Raw genomic sequence first — 18,460 nt, 5'->3', positions numbered from 1 at the left:
GCTATGACAGAATTGAAAGACCAACTTTCCCTTTTGGGGAGAAAGACAGAATACCGTCAGGACTATGCCCCCGAAGTATTGGAGGCATTTGATAACAAGCATCCCGGCAATGACTACTGGGTGCGTTTCAACTGCCCCGAATTCACCAGCCTCTGTCCCATCACGGGGCAACCGGACTTTGCAGAAATCCGTATTTGCTATATCCCCGATGTCAAGATGGTAGAGAGCAAGAGTTTGAAACTCTACTTGTTCAGCTTCCGCAATCATGGTGCTTTCCACGAGGATTGCGTGAACATCATAATGAAAGACCTCATTCATTTGATGAACCCTAAGTATATTGAGGTGACGGGTATCTTCACCCCGCGCGGAGGCATCTCCATTTATCCGTATGCCAATTACGGACGTCCCGGCACGAAGTTCGAGCAGATGGCAGAGCATCGTTTGATGAACCGTGAATGAGGACTGTTTTTGAAGGCCTCCGTAAATAATAAAGGGAGGCTTTGGGAGCAAATGATTGTTGCGCCGCTATATTTTATATTCTTGCTTACTAAAAACTATTCGTCCGACATATGTTTAATTATCGTCCAACAGCTATCGGACGATAATTAAACATATGTCGGACGATAATGTAACGACTGTCGGACGAATAGTCTTTAGTCAATGAAACATTAACCTGCTACCATCTTGGAAAGAATCTTTCCTATAGAGGATAGTAGGGGATGACTTTTGCAAAGATATAGACGATTCTTTAATAAAAATAGCGCCTTTTCCCAAAGACGCTATTCCCTCTTTATGACTTATTCACTACAAAGGGTTATTTTATTCTTTTGTAGCCATAGACAGCAAGGTTACCCAGTTCTTCTTCGATGCGCAATAGTTGGTTGTACTTCGCCATGCGGTCGGAGCGGCTCAGAGAACCGGTCTTGATTTGTCCGCTGTTGGTGGCAACGGCAATGTCTGCAATGGTGGCGTCCTCGGTTTCGCCGGAACGGTGAGAAGTCACTGTGGTATAACCGTGGCGGTGTGCCATTTCGATAGCATCCAGCGTTTCACTGAGTGAACCGATTTGATTGACTTTGATAAGGATGGAATTGGCGCAGCCCATGGCAATACCTTTTTCAAGGAATTCCACGTTAGTCACGAACAGGTCGTCGCCAACCAGCTGGCAACGGTTGCCGATGCGTTCGGTCAACTTCTTCCAGCCTTCCCAGTCGTTTTCGCTCATGCCATCCTCGATGGAGTCAATCGGGTAGTTATTAATCAAATCTTCCAAGTAAGCTATTTGTTCGTCGGCAGTACGTTTTTTACCATTTTCGCCTTCAAAGATGGAGTAGTCATAGATACCGTTCTTAAAGAACTCGGATGAGGCACAGTCCATACCGATTTTCACATCCTTGCCCGGTTCGTAGCCGGCAGCCTTGATGGCGCTCATGATGGAGTCCAGCGCATCTTCTGTTCCTGCCAGTGCCGGTGCAAAACCGCCTTCGTCACCTACGGCAGTGCTGAGGCCGCGGTCGTGCAACACTTTTTTCAAGGCGTGGAATACTTCGGCTCCCATGCGCAGGCCTTCACGGAAGGAAGAGGCGCCTACCGGCCGAATCATAAATTCTTGGAAAGCGATAGGAGCGTCGCTGTGTGAACCTCCATTGATGATATTCATCATCGGGACCGGCATTACGTAGGTATTTACTCCACCGATATATCTGTATAAAGGTATATCGAGATAATTGGCGGCGGCTTTGGCTACTGCCAGTGAGACACCCAGAATGGCGTTGGCACCCAGCTTGGATTTGGTAGGCGTGCCGTCCAACTCAAGCATCTTGTGGTCGATGGTACGCTGTTCCAGTGACGACCAGCCAATCAGTGCCGGTGCGATTATCTTGTTGACGTTTTCTACTGCTTTTAGTGTACCTTTACCACCGTAGCGTTGCTTGTCGCCATCGCGAAGTTCCAGCGCTTCGTGCTCGCCGGTAGAAGCACCGGAAGGCACTGCTGCGCGTCCCATAACACCACATTCCAGAATAACGTCCACTTCTACTGTGGGATTGCCGCGTGAATCAAGGATTTCACGGGCTACAATCTTTTCAATTTTCATACTTAAACTTTAATAATTTATTGTCCGTTGTCTTGTTTTAATTTGCAGCAAAGGTCGTACAAAAAGGCATATTGGGCAATACCTATAAATAGGGGTTTTTCATTTCCCGGCTCCTCTTTTTTTAGATTTATTATTGATAATACCTATCAATGGTGATTGCATAATATGATATATACGATAAATCCACTCCATATAATTACCTACAATAAGTGATTGCACAGCTGGCTGTTAATAATGACCTTTGCACCGGTTTACTAACAACATTATAATTATTATAAAATTGAAAGCATATACACTTAAATTCTCGCTGCTGTTTTTCCTTCTGTTGGCTTCTCTGTCTGTACATGCGCAGAGGAGAGGAGGGATGATTTCGGGTAGAATCATTTCTACGGAAAAAGAAACGGTGGATTTTGCGACTGTTTATCTGAAAGGGACGAGTTATGGAGGAACCACGAATCAGGAAGGCCTCTATCACATCAAGGCGCCTGCCGGCGACTATACGCTGGTGGTGTCTGCCGTAGGTTATACAAAGGTGGAGAAAAAGGTGAAACTGGTCAATGATGAGCGGATGAAGCTGAACATAACCATCGCTCCCGAAACGCAACAGCTGGACGAGGTGACTATCGTTTCTACCGGAGTAAGCCGGGTGAAGAGGTCGGCATTCAATGCTGTGGCAGTCGATACAAAGGAACTCCAGAACACCACGAAGAATCTGAGCGATGCCTTGACCAAGGCTCCGGGCATGAAACTCCGTGAGTCGGGTGGGGTAGGTTCGGACATGCAGTTGATGCTGGACGGTTTTAGCGGAAAGCACGTCAAGGTGTTCATTGACGGTGTGCCGCAGGAAGGTGTGGGAAGCTCCTTCAGCCTGAACAATATTCCGGTGAGCTTTGCCGACCGTATAGAGGTATATAAGGGTGTAGTTCCCGTGGGCTTCGGTACGGATGCCATTGGCGGTGTCATCAATATTGTTACCAACAAGAAACGCCGGAACTGGTTCCTGGATGCTTCTTATTCTTACGGCTCGTTCAATACCCACCGCTCATACGTTAACTTCGGACAGACTTTCAAGAACGGTTTCAGCTATGAAATCAATGCCTTTCAAAACTACTCGGACAACGATTATCATGTAGATGCGCCGGTAAAGGATTTTGAGACGGGCAGTTTCAACGAAAGTGAGAAGGTGCGCGTGAAGCGTTTCAATGATACTTACCACAACGAAGCCATTGTGGCCAAAGCGGGTATTGTGGACAAAAGTTGGGCAGACCGGCTGATGTTCGGTTTCACCTATTCGCACATGTACAAGGACATACAGACCGGTGTACGCCAGAAGACAGTCTTCGGAGAAAAGCACCGCTTCGGCCATTCACTAATGCCTTCGATGGAATACAGCAAACGCAACTTGATAATCAAGGGGCTGGATATGGTGTTGACAGCCAACTACAATCGCAATGCCACTACGAATGTGGATACTGCCCGCTATGAATACAACTGGCTTGGTGAGAAACATCCGCTGAACAGTCCCGGCGAACAGTCCCGCCAGTATTCCCGTGCCGATAATGACAATTGGAACGGTACATTGACCTTGAATTACCGCATTGCCAGAGTCCACATGCTGACTTTCAATCATGTGTTGAGTGCATTCCAGCGTGATAATACTTCACTGTTGGCGGTGGAAGAACAGACGGATGCCATTGCCAAGCAGACCCGCAAGAATATCTCCGGTTTGTCATACCGCCTGATGCCTTCCGAAAAGTGGAACTTCTCGGCATTCGGCAAATACTACCGCCAGTATGTGGCAGGACCTATGGCCGAGGATGATACCGGTAGTAATTATGTACGCACCAGCCGTACGGTAGACTCTTGGGGATATGGTGCTGCCGGAACCTACTTCATCCTACCCGGCTTGCAGGCGAAGCTCTCTTATGAAAAAGCTTACCGCCTGCCCACTATCGAAGAGATGTTTGGTGACGAAGACCTGGAGAGTGGAGACATCGGCATCCGTCCCGAGAAAAGTGACAACATCAACTTGAACCTGAGTTATTCCCGGAGTTTTGGAAAACATTCTGTCTACGTGGAAGGCGGTGTGGTATACCGCAATACGAAGGATTATATCCAGCGTAATATCCAGGACTTGAGCGGAGGAAAAGAAGGGGCCACTTATACCAACTACGGCAAGGTGCTGACGAAGGGATACAATGTATCGGCACGCTATGGCTTCGGACGCTGGCTGAGTGTGGGCGGCAACTTCACGCAGATGAATGTGCGTGACAATGAGAAGATGCAAATCGGCAGTACCGGCAACTCTGTGGAAAATCTCGGTTACAAGGCACGCATTCCCAATGTGCCCTATCAGTTTGCTGATTTTGACGTAAACTTCTATTGGCGCGACCTCTGGAAGAAAGGGAATATACTGTCCGTGACTTACGACAACCAGTACATGCACAGCTTCTCCTACTATTCGCAGGCCATCGGTAGCAAGAACAAGGATTTCATGGTACCCGACCAGTTCTCCCATAACCTGACATTGAGCTATAGTCTGAAGAATGGCCGCTATAATATCTCGTTTGAATGCCGCAACTTCACGAACGAGGATTTGTACGACAACTTCAGCCTTCAGAAAGCCGGGCGTGCGTTCTATGGCAAGATACGTGTACATTTTGGTGATTAATAAATATAATGGTTTTAATAGGTGTAATTAATAAGAAGAACAAATGAAGAAGAATTATCTTTTGTCCGGCCTCTTTGCAATGGCAATGACCGGAATGGCTTTAATTTCTTGTACAGACACAGACGAACCGGGTTCCGGCTCCGGTTCCGGTTCAAAGGGTAACTATGTGATAGCTGCCACGGCTACAGTTTCAGGTAGCTCCGTTCCTGTCCTGCTGACAGCCGAGTCACTGGAAAGCGGTGAAATTACTGCTGCCGGCAATGGCCTTGTGAACGATGGGGCTACTTACTGGGTGTTCTACGGAAACAAATATCTGTATGCCTTGAACTATCACCAGGGAAATGCAGGCACTACCCAGTCGTTCATTATGAATACAAACGGTGAACTGGAAAAACGTAGCCAGGAGTATAACGTCAATCGTTTCACTACCTACGGCTATTATGACCAATTTATAATGACGACTTCTACCGGCGACGGCCCTACGGAACTGAATGATGCAAATGGATATACTCCCCAATCTTTTTTGATTTCCTATCTGGATGTCGAGAAACAGACTTATACAAAGAACTCGGTAACAAAGGATACTCCATTTCTTGCCGAAAATTTCCTTGAAAATGGTGAATACGTAACACTGGCCGGTATAGAACAAGTGGGCAGTAAGGTTTATGCAGCAGCCATTCCCATGGGGCTTAGCCAGTATGGTTGCATGCAGAAGAACGAAGACGGTAGTTACAAGTGGGTGCTTTCCGGTAATGAGGATTTAATAAAGACAGAATCCGGCGGGCAGGGTAGCGGTGCCTATGAGAAGGACGAATTGCAATGGACCCAGTATCCTAATGAATGCCATATCGCTATCTTTGGTGATCAGACACTGAATTCTCATAAGGTCATCACTACAGACAAAATCAGTTATGCTGCCGGACGTAACCGTTCACAGTACTACCAGATGAACTGGCTTGCCGACGACGGCTATGTATATGTATTTTCTCCGAGCTATGCCAAGACCATGAGTGATTCGCGTCAGCAGACTACATTGCCTGCTGGAGTTGTACGCATCGATACCAAAGCAGAAGAATTTGATGCCGCTTATTACTATAATCTTGAAGAGAAAGCCAATGGCGCCTCTTTCTTGCGGACTTGGTATATTTCAGGTAATTATTTCCTGCTGCTGATGTATGATAAGGCAATTACGGCATCAGACAAGGTTGCCAACCAACTTGCCGTCTTCAATGCCTCCACTGGAGCTTTGACTTATGTGAACGGCCTTCCAAGCGATGTCTCCGGCTTTGGTAATACCCCGTACATGGAAAATGGCAACGCATATGTGGCAGTCACTACCTCTTCCGGCTATCCTGCCATCTATAAGGTAGACCCTGCCAATGCAACAGCTACCAAAGGTCTGGTTGTCAATGCAACCCAACTGAACGGTGTAGGTAAACTGGAATAAAGCTCCTATGAAGAAAGTTTTTCGTAAGATACATTTATGGCTTTCAGTCCCCTTCGGGCTACTGATTACCCTTATCTGTTTTTCCGGAGCCATGCTGGTATTCGAGACGGAGGTGATGGAGCTCTGCCACCGCGACCTCTACTATGTGGAGAAAGTCGGGCCGGCACCGCTTCCCATGGGCAAGGTGGCCGAAAAAGTGGCCGCTACTCTGCCGGATAGTGTTTCTGTGACGGGTGTCACAGCCTCGTCTGCTCCGGAGCGTGCCTGGCAGGTGAACCTTTCCAAACCTCGTCGTGCTTCCGTCTATGTAGACCAGTATACGGGTGAGATAAAGGGCAAGTATGAGCGTGCGCCGTTTTTCACGACCATGTTCCGCCTGCATCGCTGGTTGCTGGACAGCATGAAGCCCGATGGAGGCATCTTCTGGGGGAAAATGATTGTGGGCACTGCCACGCTGATGTTTGTCTTTGTCCTGATATCGGGCATTGTCATCTGGTGGCCCCGTACAAAAAAGGCTTTGAAGAACAGTTTGAAGATTGTTTCCGGTAAGGGTTGGCGTCGGTTCTGCTATGACCTGCATGTGGCAGGCGGTATGTACACGCTGGTTCTTCTGTTGGTAATGGCGCTTACGGGACTGTCATGGTCTTTCTCCTGGTACCGCACCGGCTTCTACAAAGTTTTCGGAGTGGAAACCACGCAAGGGGGTGGAGGACATGGTGCTTCGGCACAAACTGCTGCCCAGGGAGGAGAACGGGCTCAAGGCCGGTCTGGTGGCAGACCGGGAGGTGAGCATCGTGAAAGAAATTCTTTCTCTCCTTTTACAAGCTGGCAGAAGGTTTACGAAGAACTGAAGGAACTCAATCCTGATTATAAACAGATTACCGTGTTCAAAGGCTCTGCTACGGTTTCTTTCAATCGGTTGGGCAACCAGCGTGCTGCCGACCGCTATACGTTCAATCCCCGTAGCGGTGAAATCACCGGGGCTACCTTATATAAGGATGCCGACGCTTCAGGAAAAATCCGTGGCTGGATATTCTCCGTTCATGTAGGCAGTTGGGGAGGGCTGACCACCCGCATATTGAGTTTCCTTGCCGCTTTGGTAGGGGCCAGCTTGCCGCTGACGGGCTATTATCTTTGGATTCGCAGATTGATTCGGAAGGGCAGTAGGAAAGCGAACATACAATTAAAGAAAGTTGCTTAGAAAAAGCAGGCAGTTTTATAAAAGGATGAAGATGTCCACAAGATGCGCAGGCGCGCGTGTTTTGTGGACGTTTTCATATAGGTATGTCTGGAGAATGAATGCTTTATTAAAAATACTGAAAAATAAATGGAAAAATGTAATCATGATTACACTTTTTTAGATTGTAACTGCCTATTTTTGCTGAAAATATTCATTTTATGGCGAAGTTACCAATCATAAGTAAACTATTTCCGTCCTACAGATGGAAAGTAACGGCACTCATTGTATGCGGTGTCCTCGTCGGCGGCGGAGGCTTGTTTATGTATCTTCTCCGGGCGCACACTTATCTGGGAGATGACCCTGCGGCATGTGTCAACTGCCACATCATGGCTCCTTATTATGCAACCTGGATGCACAGTTCCCACAGCCGGGATGCCACTTGTAACGATTGCCATGTCCCTCATGAGAATATAGTAAAGAAATGGGCTTTCAAAGGCATGGACGGCATGAAGCACGTGGGTGCCTTTCTCACTAAAAGCGAACCGCAGGCTATCCAAGCCGAGGCAGCAAGTGCGCAGGTCATTATGAATAATTGCATCCGTTGCCATACGCAACTGACCAACGAGTTTGTGGATGCTGGTAAAATAGACTACATGATGACCCTCACCGGCGACGGAAAGGCATGCTGGGATTGCCACCGCGACGTGCCTCATGGTGGAATGAACAGTCTTTCGTCTACACCCGCTGCATTGGTACCCTATCCGGAATCTCCCGTGCCGGAGTGGTTGCAGAAACTGATAAAGGAATAATAACAATAAATCTTCATAGATATGGAAAAGAGATTAAAATCGTGGCAAGGATGGCTGTTGTTCGGTGGTTCAATGGTCGTTGTATTTGTCTTGGGGCTATGTGTTTCTGCCTTGATGGAGCGCAGGGCCGAGCTGGCAAGTGTATTCAATAACCGCAAAACAGTGATTGAGGGAATTGAGGCACGCAACGAAGTCTTTAAGAGTGATTTCCCCCGTGAGTATCAGACATGGACTGAAACTGCCAAGACCGACTTCCAGAGTGAATTCAATGGAAATGTGGCTGTGGATGTATTGGAACAGCGTCCCGAGATGGTAGTGCTCTGGGCGGGATATGCCTTCTCCAAGGACTATTCCACTCCGCGCGGACATATGCATGCCATCGAGGACATTACGGCAACTCTTCGTACCGGTGCGCCTGCCACTGCTACGGATGGCCCGCAGCCTTCTACTTGCTGGACTTGCAAGAGCCCCGATGTGCCCCGCATGATGGAAGCTATCGGTGTGGATGCTTTCTATAACAATAAGTGGGGCGCTTTGGGCGATGAAATTGTAAACCCGATTGGTTGTGCCGACTGCCACGAACCGGAAAACATGAACCTGCATATCAGCCGTCCGGCTTTGATAGAGGCTTTTGAACGCCAAGGCAAGGATATTACCAAGGCCACTCCGCAGGAGATGCGTTCACTGGTATGTGCGCAGTGCCATGTGGAGTATTACTTCAAGGGCGACGGCAAGTACCTGACTTTCCCCTGGGACAAAGGTTTTACGGTGGAAGACATGGAAGCCTATTATGATGAGGCTGGTTTCTACGACTATATACACAAGTTGAGCCGTACCCCTATCCTGAAAGCGCAGCACCCCGATTTTGAAATAGCCCAGATGGGGATTCACGGCCAGCGTGGCGTATCGTGTGCGGACTGCCACATGCCTTATAAGAGTGAAGGTGGCGTGAAGTTCAGCGACCACCATATACAGAGTCCGTTGGCTATGATAGACCGTACCTGCCAAACCTGCCACCGCGAAAGTGAGGAAACTTTGCGCAACAACGTCTACGAACGCCAGCGCAAGGCCAATGAAATCCGTAACCGCTTGGAGCAGGAACTTGCCAAAGCCCATATCGAAGCTAAATTTGCTTGGGATAAGGGAGCTACGGAAGAGCAGATGAAAGATGTGTTGGCGCTGATTCGTCAGGCACAATGGCGTTGGGACTTCGGTGTGGCATCTCACGGCGGCTCTTTCCACGCACCGCAAGAAATCCAGCGTGTCTTGTCTCATGGGTTGGATAGAGCCATGCAGGCGCGTTTGGCTATCTCCAAGGTGCTGGCGAAGCATGGATATACAGACAATGTTCCTATGCCGGATATCTCCACCAAAGACAAGGCGCAGGAATATATCGGGCTCGATATGGATGCCGAAAGAGCTGCAAAGGACAATTTCCTGAAGACTACAGCACCGGCTTGGCTGGAAAAAGCGAAAGCTAACAACCGGTTAGCACTAAAATAAATTTGTACATCGTCAAATCATAAATCAGAAGATGTGGAAGAAACCGTGGGGGTATAAGGAAGGTTTTATCTGTGGGGCAGGACTGTTTGTCACGGGCTTGCTGTTACAGTGGAGCGTTGGAGGCATTCGTTGGGGCTTGTTTGCATGGCCGGTCAATATCATTGTTCTGGTGCTGTTCTTGCTGTTGCTGGCAGGGATGCATGGGCTTCGCAAACGGGTGTATTGTTTCGGATGGCTCAGTCATTATACGGCTGCAGTTTCTTCCCTGGTCTGTGTGGCGGCTATCACTGTCATTATGGGGTTGGTACGGCAGGTTCCCTCCACCCATCCTTCGGCAGATGTCATCGGCTTTTCGAAAATGCTTTCTTTTTGGCCGTTTGTGTTACTTTATGTCTGGCTGGTTGCTGTCTTAGGGATGACTATTCTCCGTGCCGCTATCCCCTTCAATGTGCGTAAGATTCCTTTTCTGCTGAATCATGCCGGCTTGTTTGTTGCCCTTCTGACGGCAACGCTGGGCAATGCGGATATGCAGCGTCTTAAAATGATTACCCAATTGGGCAAGACCGAATGGCGTGCCATAGATGAGGGCGGCAAGCTGACGGAACTTCCGCTTGCTGTTGAGCTGAAAGAATTTACTATACACGAGTATCCTCCCAAACTGATGCTGATAGACAATGAGACGGGGCAGGCACTGCCGAAGGATATGCCGGAACATTTGTTGCTGGAAGAGAAGGTGGAACGGGGAAAATTGCTGGATTGGGACATCTCCATTTTTCAAACCATTCCTATGGCTGCCTCCGTGGCTACGGAAGATACCTTAAAGTTTACTGAATTCCATTCGATGGGAGCTGCCTATGCCGTTTATCTGAAAGCGGTGAACACCGCCTCCGGACAGTCGAAGGAGGGATGGGTGAGTTGCGGCAGCTTCATGTTCCCCTATAAGGCATTGCGTTTGTCGGAGCAGACCAGTCTGGTGATGCCCGAACGTGAGCCGCAACGGTTTGTGTCTGCTGTTACGGTTTATACGCAGGCGGGAGATGTGGTGGAAGACACTATCGAGGTGAATCGTCCGTTGAAGATATCCGGGTGGAATATTTATCAATTGAGCTATGACGAGACGAAGGGACGGTGGAGTGATGTCAGTGTCTTTGAACTGGTGCGCGACCCCTGGCTCCCGGCTGTATATGCCGGCATTATAATGATGGTGCTGGGAGCAGTCTGCTTGTTTGTCAATGCACCAAAAGGAAAAGAAGAAAGAAAGGAGGAGACGGTATGAGTTGGGATTATTTTGCTCTGTTTGCCATTGTCGCTTTACTCTTCTGGGGATGGGGAGCTTTCGCTGCATGGCGTGGAAAACGCCCGGCAGTGGTATATACCTTTACCTGCCTGGGACTGGTTGTCTTTTTCAGTTTCATTGTCGGTATGTGGATTTCTTTGGAACGTCCTCCGATGCGGACGATGGGAGAGACCCGTCTGTGGTATTCGTTTTTTCTTCCGTTGGCGGGAATCATCACTTACGGCCGTTGGAAGTATAAATGGATTCTCGGTTTCAGTACCATTTTGTCACTGGTGTTTGTCTGCATCAATATATTCAAGCCCGAAATACACAATAAGACTTTGATGCCCGCCTTGCAGAGCCCGTGGTTCACTCCTCATGTCATTGTTTATATGTTTGCCTACGCCATGCTGGGTGCCGCTACGGTGATGGCTGTCTACCTGCTGTGGTTCAAGAAGAAGGGGATTGAAAGGCATGAGATGGCTCTGTGCGATAACTTGACTTATGTAGGGCTTGCTTTCATGACGCTGGGTATGCTGTCCGGTGCCGTCTGGGCAAAAGCTGCTTGGGGACACTATTGGGCATGGGACCCTAAAGAGACTTGGGCGGCGGCTACCTGGTTTTCCTATCTGGCATATATCCATTTCCGTCTGGGGCGTCCCGCGGCACATCGCAAGGCATTGGTCGGCCTGCTTGTATCTTTTCTGCTGTTGCAAATGTGCTGGTACGGCATCAATTATTTGCCCTCGGCACAAGGAGTGAGTGTACATACGTATAACTTAAATTAAAATACTTATGAAGATAGTTTATTTGGCATTAGGCTTATGGCTGTTGCCCGGAATGTTGTGGGCGCAAAGTGCGGAGAAAGAGAACGAATTCACCATGTCGATGCAAATCAGACCCCGTGCAGAATACCGTAACGGTGCACAGTTCCCACGTTTCGAGGGAGACAAAGCAGCTGCATTCATCAACAACCGTGCACGCCTTTCCATGGAGTACAAACGCTCGGACTTGAGCATGAAGATTTCCGCCCAGCATGTAGGGGTGTGGGGACAAGACCCGCAGATAGATACTAACGGGCGTTTCATCATGAACGAAGCATGGGCAAAGCTCGATTTCGGTGCCGGTTTTTTTGCACAACTGGGACGCCAGACCTTGTCTTATGATGACGAACGTATTTTAGGAGGACTGGACTGGAATGTCGCAGGTCGCTATCATGATGCCTTGAAGCTGGGCTATGCCAAGAATGCCCACCAACTGCATTTCATTCTTGCCTTCAACCAAAACAAGGAAAAGTCAAAAGGAGGTACCTATTATTATGACGGCGCGCAACCTTACAAGAATATGCAGACCCTTTGGTATCATTATGCGGCGCAAGCTTCCAATCTTGATGTCTCTTTATTGTTCATGAATCTGGGGCTGGAAACCGGTGATGCGGAGACCGAGACCTCCCGTACCCGCTATTTGCAGACGTTTGGTACTTACGTGACTTATCAACCGGAATCGGGAAACTGGCTGCCCGTGCAGGCTGCTTTCTATTACCAGACCGGAAAGAACAAGAATGCGCAGAGTGTATCTGCCTTTATGGCAAGCGTGAAGGCTGCCTATGCCATAGACAAGCAATGGAGTGTGAGCTTGGGTTATGATTATCTGAGTGGAAGTGACGGGGAGGGTGACAAGTTCAAGGCTTTCGATCCCCTTTACGGAACACATCATAAGTTCTATGGAGCGATGGATTATTTCTATGCTTCTGCCTGGCAGGGAGTCGCTCCCGGTTTGCAGGATGCCCAGTTGGGTGTTAACTTCAAGACATCCAAGCAGGTGAGTATGCAATTGAATTATCACTATTTTGCTACTGCTGCCAAGCTGGATGATGTAAAAAAGGGATTGGGTTCGGAGATAGACTATCTGCTTGACTGGAATGTGATGAAGGACGTGAAGCTTTCTGCCGGTTACTCCATTATGCGGGGTACGAAGTCTATGGACGTGGTGAAAGGCGGCGACCATAAACGCTGGCAGGATTGGGGCTGGGTATCTGTCAACATCAATCCGAGAATCTTGTTTGTAAAATGGTAGTTTAGATATACTCTTTCAGAGCTGCTTCATTCAATACCTCAATTTTCTTACCCGTCATTAGGATAATACCTTCTTTGGTCATCTTATTGATTTCCTTTGAAAGTGCCGGGCGGGTTACATTGAGGTATTCTGCCAGCTCAGATTGGGTATGCGCAATGGTGATGCTGGTAGAGTTGGAAATTCTGTTTTCAAACAGATAGACGACAAACCTTTCGCGGACTGTTTTGCGGGAAAGGGTTTTTAATCGCGAAACCGTGCAGGCATTGCAATTTCCCGTTATGCAAAGGAAGTTGTGCAGCACTTTGGGATCCTGGCTGATAAGCTTGAAGGTGGATTCTTTGGTGGCAGTGAATAGGATACAGTCTTCAATGGCAGTAAAAGTTGCCGGCAGTGTGGTGTTGCTGCCGAAGAGATGGGGAGTGGCAAAGGCCCGGGGGGCAACGATGTATTCTACCATAACTTTATTGCCCAGACCGTCTATAATATCTACACGCAATTTACCTTCCAATAGTATATATAGCTTCTTGCAGGGGGTGCCTTGCCGGGCAACTATATCTTTCTTGTCTATAGAATAGACTGAATATTCCAGTTTCTCAAGCAGCGATTGCTTGATATTATGTGGCAAATCCCTTAGTAGAGGGATTTGGAACAACAACTGTTCGTACTTTTCATCCAGTAGAATCTTTTCCATAGCTTTTTATTCTTGGACAAAGGTAAGAATAATATATAAGTGCGGACGTTTTTTATAAATACTTTTGGGCGGAGACTGCATTTATCCGCATTTCCTTCTCTTCCATTCGGATGCACCCTTCGCTTGCCAGTTCCGATAAGGCACGTGCCAGCGAGGGACGCGCCACTCCCAGTATTTGTGCCACTTCCTGCTGGTTGAGTATCGTGCCATGCATGCGTAGATAGTTCAGTATACGCGATTTCAGACTTTGTAGGGCAAAGGCATTTAGCTTTTTGGAGAGAAATAGGGTTCTGTCCGATACCAGTTGCAGAAAGTTGCGCATCACAGCGGGGTGTTGATGCAGGAATTCCAGGAAAATGTTCTTGTTTATAACGAGTATCTCACATTTCTCTTTAGCTTCGATATTTACCGGGAAGCGGTTTTCGGAGGCAAAGACAAAAGCCGGGGCAAGCAGTTGCGGGGCTTTCAGCGTTTCGATGGTGAGTTGCTTCCCCTCCGCACTGACCATTTGGGTACGCACACTGCCGTTGCACAATATGAATAGAGAACGATATGCTTCTCCCTGCATGGCAATGAAGTCAGCAGGTTTGTATTGCCTGTGTGCATGTTCGGGTGCCAGGATGAGGGATAATAACTCTTCTTCTGTTATGTCTTGGAAAGGAGGCATTTCCAATAATGTATGGATTTCCATTCTTTTTTTACTTTTTTGTGATTCGATGTAACATTCGTGACAGTTTGTGCGTTGTAGAACTCTCATCTTTGCACAAAGATAATGCAAATCGAATGCAATAGAACATAAGCCTGCTTATTTTTATTGCTGAGGTGCTGCTTATCTTATCAAAAGATTATGCAAACTTTTAAATGAATAGGAATATGGAACCAAACATGTTTTGTTATCAATGTCAGGAGACAGCCAAAGGAACCGGCTGTATATTGAAAGGTGTATGTGGAAAAGAAAGTCATACGGCTCAAGCTATGGACTTGTTACTGTTTGTAGTCAGGGGTATCTCTGTTGTTGCCGATACATTACGCAAGGCAGATTCTCCAGTCTCTGAAGAAGTGAATATTTTTGTGACGGATGCTTTGTTTTGTACTATCACGAATGCGAATTTCGATGATGAAAGCATCTTGAAACGGGTGGATAGGGGACTTGCTTTGCGTAATGGATTGATTCAAGAGGCCAAGCACAACAAAGTGTTCCTACCCCAAGTAGATGAACTGACTTGGCAGGGAACGCGTGACGACTATGCCGAGAAAGCGAAGACAGTAGGTGTTCTGCGTGAACAGAATGAAGACCTCCGTTCGTTGAAAGAATTGCTTGTCTATGGTTTGAAAGGTATGGCAGCTTATCTGGAGCATGCTATGCGCTTGGGATTCAATGATGATACAGTTCATGTTTTCATGCAGCGTGCACTGGCTACCATTGCGGTTGAGTCTCTATCGGCAGAGGAATGGGTGAAGCTGGTTCTCGAAGCTGGTGAGTTCGGAGTAAAGACAATGGCTCTACTGGATGCTGCCAATACCGGTACTTACGGTAATCCCGAAATTACAAAGGTGAATATCGGTGTGAAGAATCGTCCGGGAATTTTGATTAGCGGCCATGACTTGAAGGATATGGAAGAATTATTGAGACAGACAGAAGGTACGGGGATAGACGTCTATACACATGGTGAAATGCTGCCTGCCCACTATTATCCTGCTTTCAAGAAATATTCTCATTTTGTAGGCAACTATGGCAATGCCTGGTGGAAACAGCGTGAAGAATTCACTTCCTTCAACGGACCGATTCTGTTTACCACCAACTGCATCGTTCCTCCTTTGGCTAATGCAGTGTATAAAGAGCGTATGTTCATCACCAACTCTACCGGTTATCCGGGTTGCAAGTATATTGATAAGGATGCGGAAGGCAGGAAAGACTTCTCTGAAATCATAGAGATTGCCAAACAATGCCAGCCGCCGGTGGAGATAGAGCATGGAGAGATTATCGGTGGTTTTGCCCATAACCAGGTACTGCAACTGGCAGACAAGGTGGTAGATGCCGTGAAGACCGGAGCCATACGCCGCTTTATCGTAATGGCAGGCTGTGACGGACGTATGAAGAGCCGCGATTACTATACGGAGTTTGCCAAAGCCTTGCCGCAAGATACCGTTATCCTGACCGCAGGTTGTGCCAAATACCGCTATAATAAACTTGGTTTGGGAGACATCAACGGCATTCCCCGTGTATTGGATGCCGGACAGTGCAATGACAGTTATTCACTGGCCGTGATAGCCATGAAGCTGAAAGAAGTATTCCGGCTGAATGACATCAACGAACTTCCCATTGTCTACAACATAGCATGGTACGAACAGAAGGCGGTTATTGTATTGTTGGCATTACTGAGTCTCGGGGTGAAGGATATTCACTTAGGCCCCACATTGCCCGCTTTCCTTTCTCCGAATGTTGTGAAGGTACTGGTTGATATGTTTCATATCGCAGGTATCGGTAGTGTGGAAGATGATTTGAAAAAATTCGGATTATAAATAAAGATGGTAGGGTGTTATATCACCCTATCACTTTATCCTTTTATCACGTTATTTATCGCTTCTTCCGTTCCGCAGAATGGCCCGTGTGATTGTAGTTTTATGGTGCACATGGCGGCAGCAAAGCATCCCGCTTCCCGGTGGGATGCACCTTTGTTGCGCATATACAGATACCCCACCATATAGGTGTCTCCACATCCTGTTGCATCTGTAATCTGAAGGGCAGGATAGGCGGGGATTTCGTGAAATTCTCCTTGGGCATATATCAGCGAACCTTTATCTCCCAGGGTCAGCAGCACTTCCTTGACGCCCCAGTCTGCAATCAGCAATGCGGCTTCGTGCGGTTCACTGCATCCGGTCAGTACTTCCATTTCAGCTTCGTTGGCTTTCAGAATATGGATATACTTCAATGCTTCTTTCTTTTCCGGCCAGTCTACTGCCAGCACTTTTTCATTATCCACTTTGCGGAGAAATCCCTGCACATCTACCGAGAGGAGTCCCTTTCCGGACAAGAACTTGATGACCTCCAAAGAGAAGTCGTCGGCAAGCAGACTGCCCAAGTGGATAATCCGTGCATCGGTATCTTTCAAACCTTCCACGGTGAAAGGGTCTGCTTTTGCCGTGACACGTTGTGTACGTTCGTTCTGGTTTTCTCCATAAATATTCTCGAAACAGACGGAATGTGTGCTGTGCAAGGCTTTGACGGAAATACCTTCTTTCCGAATGTCTTCCACAATGCCCATGTCAGTATCAGCCAAAGCTGTTACCAATAAAAAATCGTTAGCATTCAAGTGCTTGATGGCATGTGCGAAGTAGAAGGAGGTGCCTCCCGGCATATATATGGTATTTTTAGGGGTTACGACTTTATCTTGGGTAATATAACCGATGCAACATAGACTGTGTGTGTTCATTTCTTTGTTGGCTTTTTATTGCTTTATTGTATTGATTCCGTAAATTGGGCGCGAAGATAGTGATTTAATAACAATTCGACTATATTTGCAGCTGTAAATGTAGCCTCATTGAATATGAATTCATTAAAAACGAAAAGAGTACGTATGATAGTTGGCATTATAGTGGGTATTGTGGCTGTTGCGGTCATAGTGGGATTCGTTTTTGTCAATCAGCCGAGTTTCGGGAGGGCTCCTCAAGGAGAACGGTTGGAGAGGATTAAGAAGTCGCCTCATTACAAAGACGGAGAATTCCGGAATCTGCACAGTACGATGATGATGACTTCCCAAAAGGGACGTTTGGGAGCTTTCTGGGGATTCTTGTTTAAGCAAGAAACCGATTTACGTCCTGAAAAAGAGATTCCGGTTATAAAGACGGACCTCAGCAAGATAAGCAAGGACGAGAATGTATTGGTATGGTTCGGACATTCATCCTATTTTATCCAGATAGACGGAAAGCGTATACTGGTAGACCCCGTATTTTGTGGGGCTTCTCCGGTTTCGTTTGTAAACAAGCCGTTCAAGGGGGCGGATGCCTACAAGCCTGCCGATATGCCGGAGATTGACTATCTGGTGATATCACATGACCATTGGGATCATCTGGATTATGAAACGGTGATGCAGCTGAAAAATCGGGTAGATAAGGTGGTCTGTCCTTTGGGGGTAGGTGAACATTTCGAGTATTGGGGATTTGAGAAATCATCCCTGGTTGAGCTGGATTGGTTTGAAGATACTGTACTGGATAAGGGATTTCTGCTTCATTGCTTGCCCGCCCGGCATTTTTCGGGCCGCTCGTTGAAAGCGAATCAGGCACTATGGGCCTCTTTCCTTATCGAAACCCCTTCGCAGAAGATTTATATGGGCGGTGATAGTGGATATGATACGCATTTTGCCGAAATAGGCAAGCAATATCCTGGCATTGACCTTGCCATATTGGAGAATGGGCAGTATAACGAAGATTGGAAATATATCCATACCATGCCCCAATATTTGGGACAAGTGGCCAGGGACTTGAATGCGGAAAAGATTCTGACTGTCCATCATTCCAAATATGCTTTGGCTAGACACCGCTGGGACGAACCGTTGAAGAATGCCATGAATCTGAAAGAGAAAGACTCTTTGAACGTGTTGATGCCTATTATAGGGGAAGTGGTCCGGTTAAAATAATGAACGATATTGATTAGCTATTGACGAGTTATTAACGGAAATATATATCCCTATCGAAAATAAAAGTAAGATAAT

Annotated in this window: 15 protein-coding genes; 11 read left to right on the top strand and 4 right to left on the bottom strand. The window is 47.4% G+C overall.

Annotated elements, in window-relative coordinates; genetic code table 11:
- Positions 1–3 precede the first annotated feature (3 nt).
- Positions 4–459 (top strand): preQ(1) synthase, encoded by a 456-nt coding sequence (gene queF / locus DW896_RS10215; RefSeq protein ID WP_008664917.1) that lies wholly within the window; start codon positions 4–6, stop codon positions 457–459.
- Positions 460–814: 355 nt separating this feature from the next.
- Here queF and eno read toward each other — a convergent pair whose 3' ends face one another.
- Entirely contained in the window at positions 815–2,095 is a 1,281-nt protein-coding gene (gene eno / locus DW896_RS10210) for a phosphopyruvate hydratase (protein ID WP_005831501.1), read from the bottom strand.
- Positions 2,096–2,459: 364 nt separating this feature from the next.
- Here eno and DW896_RS10205 point away from each other — a divergent pair, with 364 nt between their 5' ends.
- The 8 genes from DW896_RS10205 (at position 2,460) to DW896_RS10170 (ending at position 13,057) form a co-directional block, all read left to right on the top strand.
- Entirely contained in the window at positions 2,460–4,766 is a 2,307-nt protein-coding gene (locus tag DW896_RS10205) for a TonB-dependent receptor (protein ID WP_227186626.1), read from the top strand.
- Between the two features lie 43 nt (positions 4,767–4,809).
- A complete protein-coding gene (locus DW896_RS10200; RefSeq protein ID WP_005832438.1) occupies positions 4,810–6,213 on the top strand; it encodes a DUF4374 domain-containing protein in 1,404 nt (467 codons plus the stop codon).
- A gap of 7 nt (positions 6,214–6,220) precedes the next feature.
- A complete protein-coding gene (locus DW896_RS10195; RefSeq protein ID WP_022402016.1) occupies positions 6,221–7,414 on the top strand; it encodes a PepSY domain-containing protein in 1,194 nt (397 codons plus the stop codon).
- 197 nt (positions 7,415–7,611) lie between these two features.
- Positions 7,612–8,202 carry a cytochrome c nitrite reductase small subunit gene (nrfH, locus tag DW896_RS10190; RefSeq protein WP_061412181.1) on the top strand — a complete coding sequence of 197 codons (591 nt, stop codon included), beginning with the start codon at positions 7,612–7,614 and terminating at the stop codon, positions 8,200–8,202.
- A 21-nt stretch (positions 8,203–8,223) separates the two neighbouring features.
- Positions 8,224–9,705, top strand: a complete 1,482-nt coding sequence (gene nrfA / locus DW896_RS10185; protein WP_005831485.1) for an ammonia-forming cytochrome c nitrite reductase — start codon at positions 8,224–8,226, stop codon at positions 9,703–9,705.
- 31 nt (positions 9,706–9,736) lie between these two features.
- Positions 9,737–10,981 carry a cytochrome c biogenesis protein ResB gene (locus DW896_RS10180; RefSeq protein ID WP_098032807.1) on the top strand — a complete coding sequence of 415 codons (1,245 nt, stop codon included), beginning with the start codon at positions 9,737–9,739 and terminating at the stop codon, positions 10,979–10,981.
- Positions 10,978–11,769 (top strand): cytochrome c biogenesis protein, encoded by a 792-nt coding sequence (locus DW896_RS10175; protein WP_005831481.1) that lies wholly within the window; start codon positions 10,978–10,980, stop codon positions 11,767–11,769. Before DW896_RS10180 ends, DW896_RS10175 begins: the two co-directional genes overlap by 4 nt.
- 7 nt (positions 11,770–11,776) lie before the next feature.
- Positions 11,777–13,057 (top strand): alginate export family protein, encoded by a 1,281-nt coding sequence (locus tag DW896_RS10170; protein WP_119993195.1) that lies wholly within the window; start codon positions 11,777–11,779, stop codon positions 13,055–13,057.
- 1 nt (position 13,058) lies between these two features.
- On the opposite strand, the gene DW896_RS10165 is transcribed toward DW896_RS10170, so the two are convergent.
- The gene (locus tag DW896_RS10165; RefSeq protein WP_005832420.1) at positions 13,059–13,748 is read right to left on the bottom strand and encodes a Crp/Fnr family transcriptional regulator; all 690 of its coding nucleotides are present in this window, start codon (positions 13,746–13,748) and stop codon (positions 13,059–13,061) included.
- A gap of 52 nt (positions 13,749–13,800) precedes the next feature.
- A complete protein-coding gene (locus DW896_RS10160; protein WP_005832417.1) occupies positions 13,801–14,439 on the bottom strand; it encodes a Crp/Fnr family transcriptional regulator in 639 nt (212 codons plus the stop codon).
- A gap of 182 nt (positions 14,440–14,621) precedes the next feature.
- Between DW896_RS10160 and hcp the strand changes: the two genes are divergently transcribed.
- Positions 14,622–16,271, top strand: a complete 1,650-nt coding sequence (gene hcp, locus DW896_RS10155) for a hydroxylamine reductase (RefSeq protein WP_005832415.1) — start codon at positions 14,622–14,624, stop codon at positions 16,269–16,271.
- 35 nt (positions 16,272–16,306) lie between these two features.
- Here the strand turns inward: hcp and DW896_RS10150 are convergent, their stop codons facing one another.
- Positions 16,307–17,182 carry a PfkB family carbohydrate kinase gene (locus tag DW896_RS10150; protein ID WP_005832412.1) on the bottom strand — a complete coding sequence of 292 codons (876 nt, stop codon included), beginning with the start codon at positions 17,180–17,182 and terminating at the stop codon, positions 16,307–16,309.
- 114 nt (positions 17,183–17,296) lie between these two features.
- On the opposite strand from DW896_RS10150, the gene DW896_RS10145 reads away from it, so the two are divergent.
- Positions 17,297–18,385: an MBL fold metallo-hydrolase gene (locus tag DW896_RS10145; protein ID WP_305000171.1), complete on the top strand. Its 1,089-nt coding sequence runs from the start codon at positions 17,297–17,299 to the stop codon at positions 18,383–18,385.
- Positions 18,386–18,460 lie beyond the last annotated feature (75 nt).

Source organism: Bacteroides sp. AM41-16 (genome assembly GCF_003603495.1).
In the GTDB taxonomy this organism is placed as follows: Bacteria; Bacteroidota; Bacteroidia; order Bacteroidales; family Bacteroidaceae; genus Bacteroides; species Bacteroides uniformis.
This window is presented reverse-complemented; position numbering and strand designations above follow the sequence as displayed.

Bases quoted from the DNA above. Each gene is read 5' to 3' on its own strand.
- nrfH (WP_061412181.1), top strand. From the start codon at position 7,612: ATGGCGAAGTTACCAATCATAAGTAAACTATTTCCGTCCTACAGATGG.
- DW896_RS10195 (WP_022402016.1), top strand. From the start codon at position 6,221: ATGAAGAAAGTTTTTCGTAAGATACATTTATGGCTTTCAGTCCCCTTC.
- DW896_RS10205 (WP_227186626.1), top strand. From the start codon at position 2,460: ATGATTTCGGGTAGAATCATTTCTACGGAAAAAGAAACGGTGGATTTT.
- DW896_RS10165 (WP_005832420.1), bottom strand. From the start codon at position 13,748: ATGGAAAAGATTCTACTGGATGAAAAGTACGAACAGTTGTTGTTCCAA.
- DW896_RS10145 (WP_305000171.1), top strand. From the start codon at position 17,297: ATGAATTCATTAAAAACGAAAAGAGTACGTATGATAGTTGGCATTATA.
- DW896_RS10180 (WP_098032807.1), top strand. From the start codon at position 9,737: ATGTGGAAGAAACCGTGGGGGTATAAGGAAGGTTTTATCTGTGGGGCA.
- hcp (WP_005832415.1), top strand. From the start codon at position 14,622: ATGGAACCAAACATGTTTTGTTATCAATGTCAGGAGACAGCCAAAGGA.
- nrfA (WP_005831485.1), top strand. From the start codon at position 8,224: ATGGAAAAGAGATTAAAATCGTGGCAAGGATGGCTGTTGTTCGGTGGT.
- DW896_RS10175 (WP_005831481.1), top strand. From the start codon at position 10,978: ATGAGTTGGGATTATTTTGCTCTGTTTGCCATTGTCGCTTTACTCTTC.
- DW896_RS10170 (WP_119993195.1), top strand. From the start codon at position 11,777: ATGAAGATAGTTTATTTGGCATTAGGCTTATGGCTGTTGCCCGGAATG.
- DW896_RS10150 (WP_005832412.1), bottom strand. From the start codon at position 17,182: ATGAACACACACAGTCTATGTTGCATCGGTTATATTACCCAAGATAAA.
- eno (WP_005831501.1), bottom strand. From the start codon at position 2,095: ATGAAAATTGAAAAGATTGTAGCCCGTGAAATCCTTGATTCACGCGGC.
- queF (WP_008664917.1), top strand. From the start codon at position 4: ATGACAGAATTGAAAGACCAACTTTCCCTTTTGGGGAGAAAGACAGAA.
- DW896_RS10200 (WP_005832438.1), top strand. From the start codon at position 4,810: ATGAAGAAGAATTATCTTTTGTCCGGCCTCTTTGCAATGGCAATGACC.
- DW896_RS10160 (WP_005832417.1), bottom strand. From the start codon at position 14,439: ATGGAAATCCATACATTATTGGAAATGCCTCCTTTCCAAGACATAACA.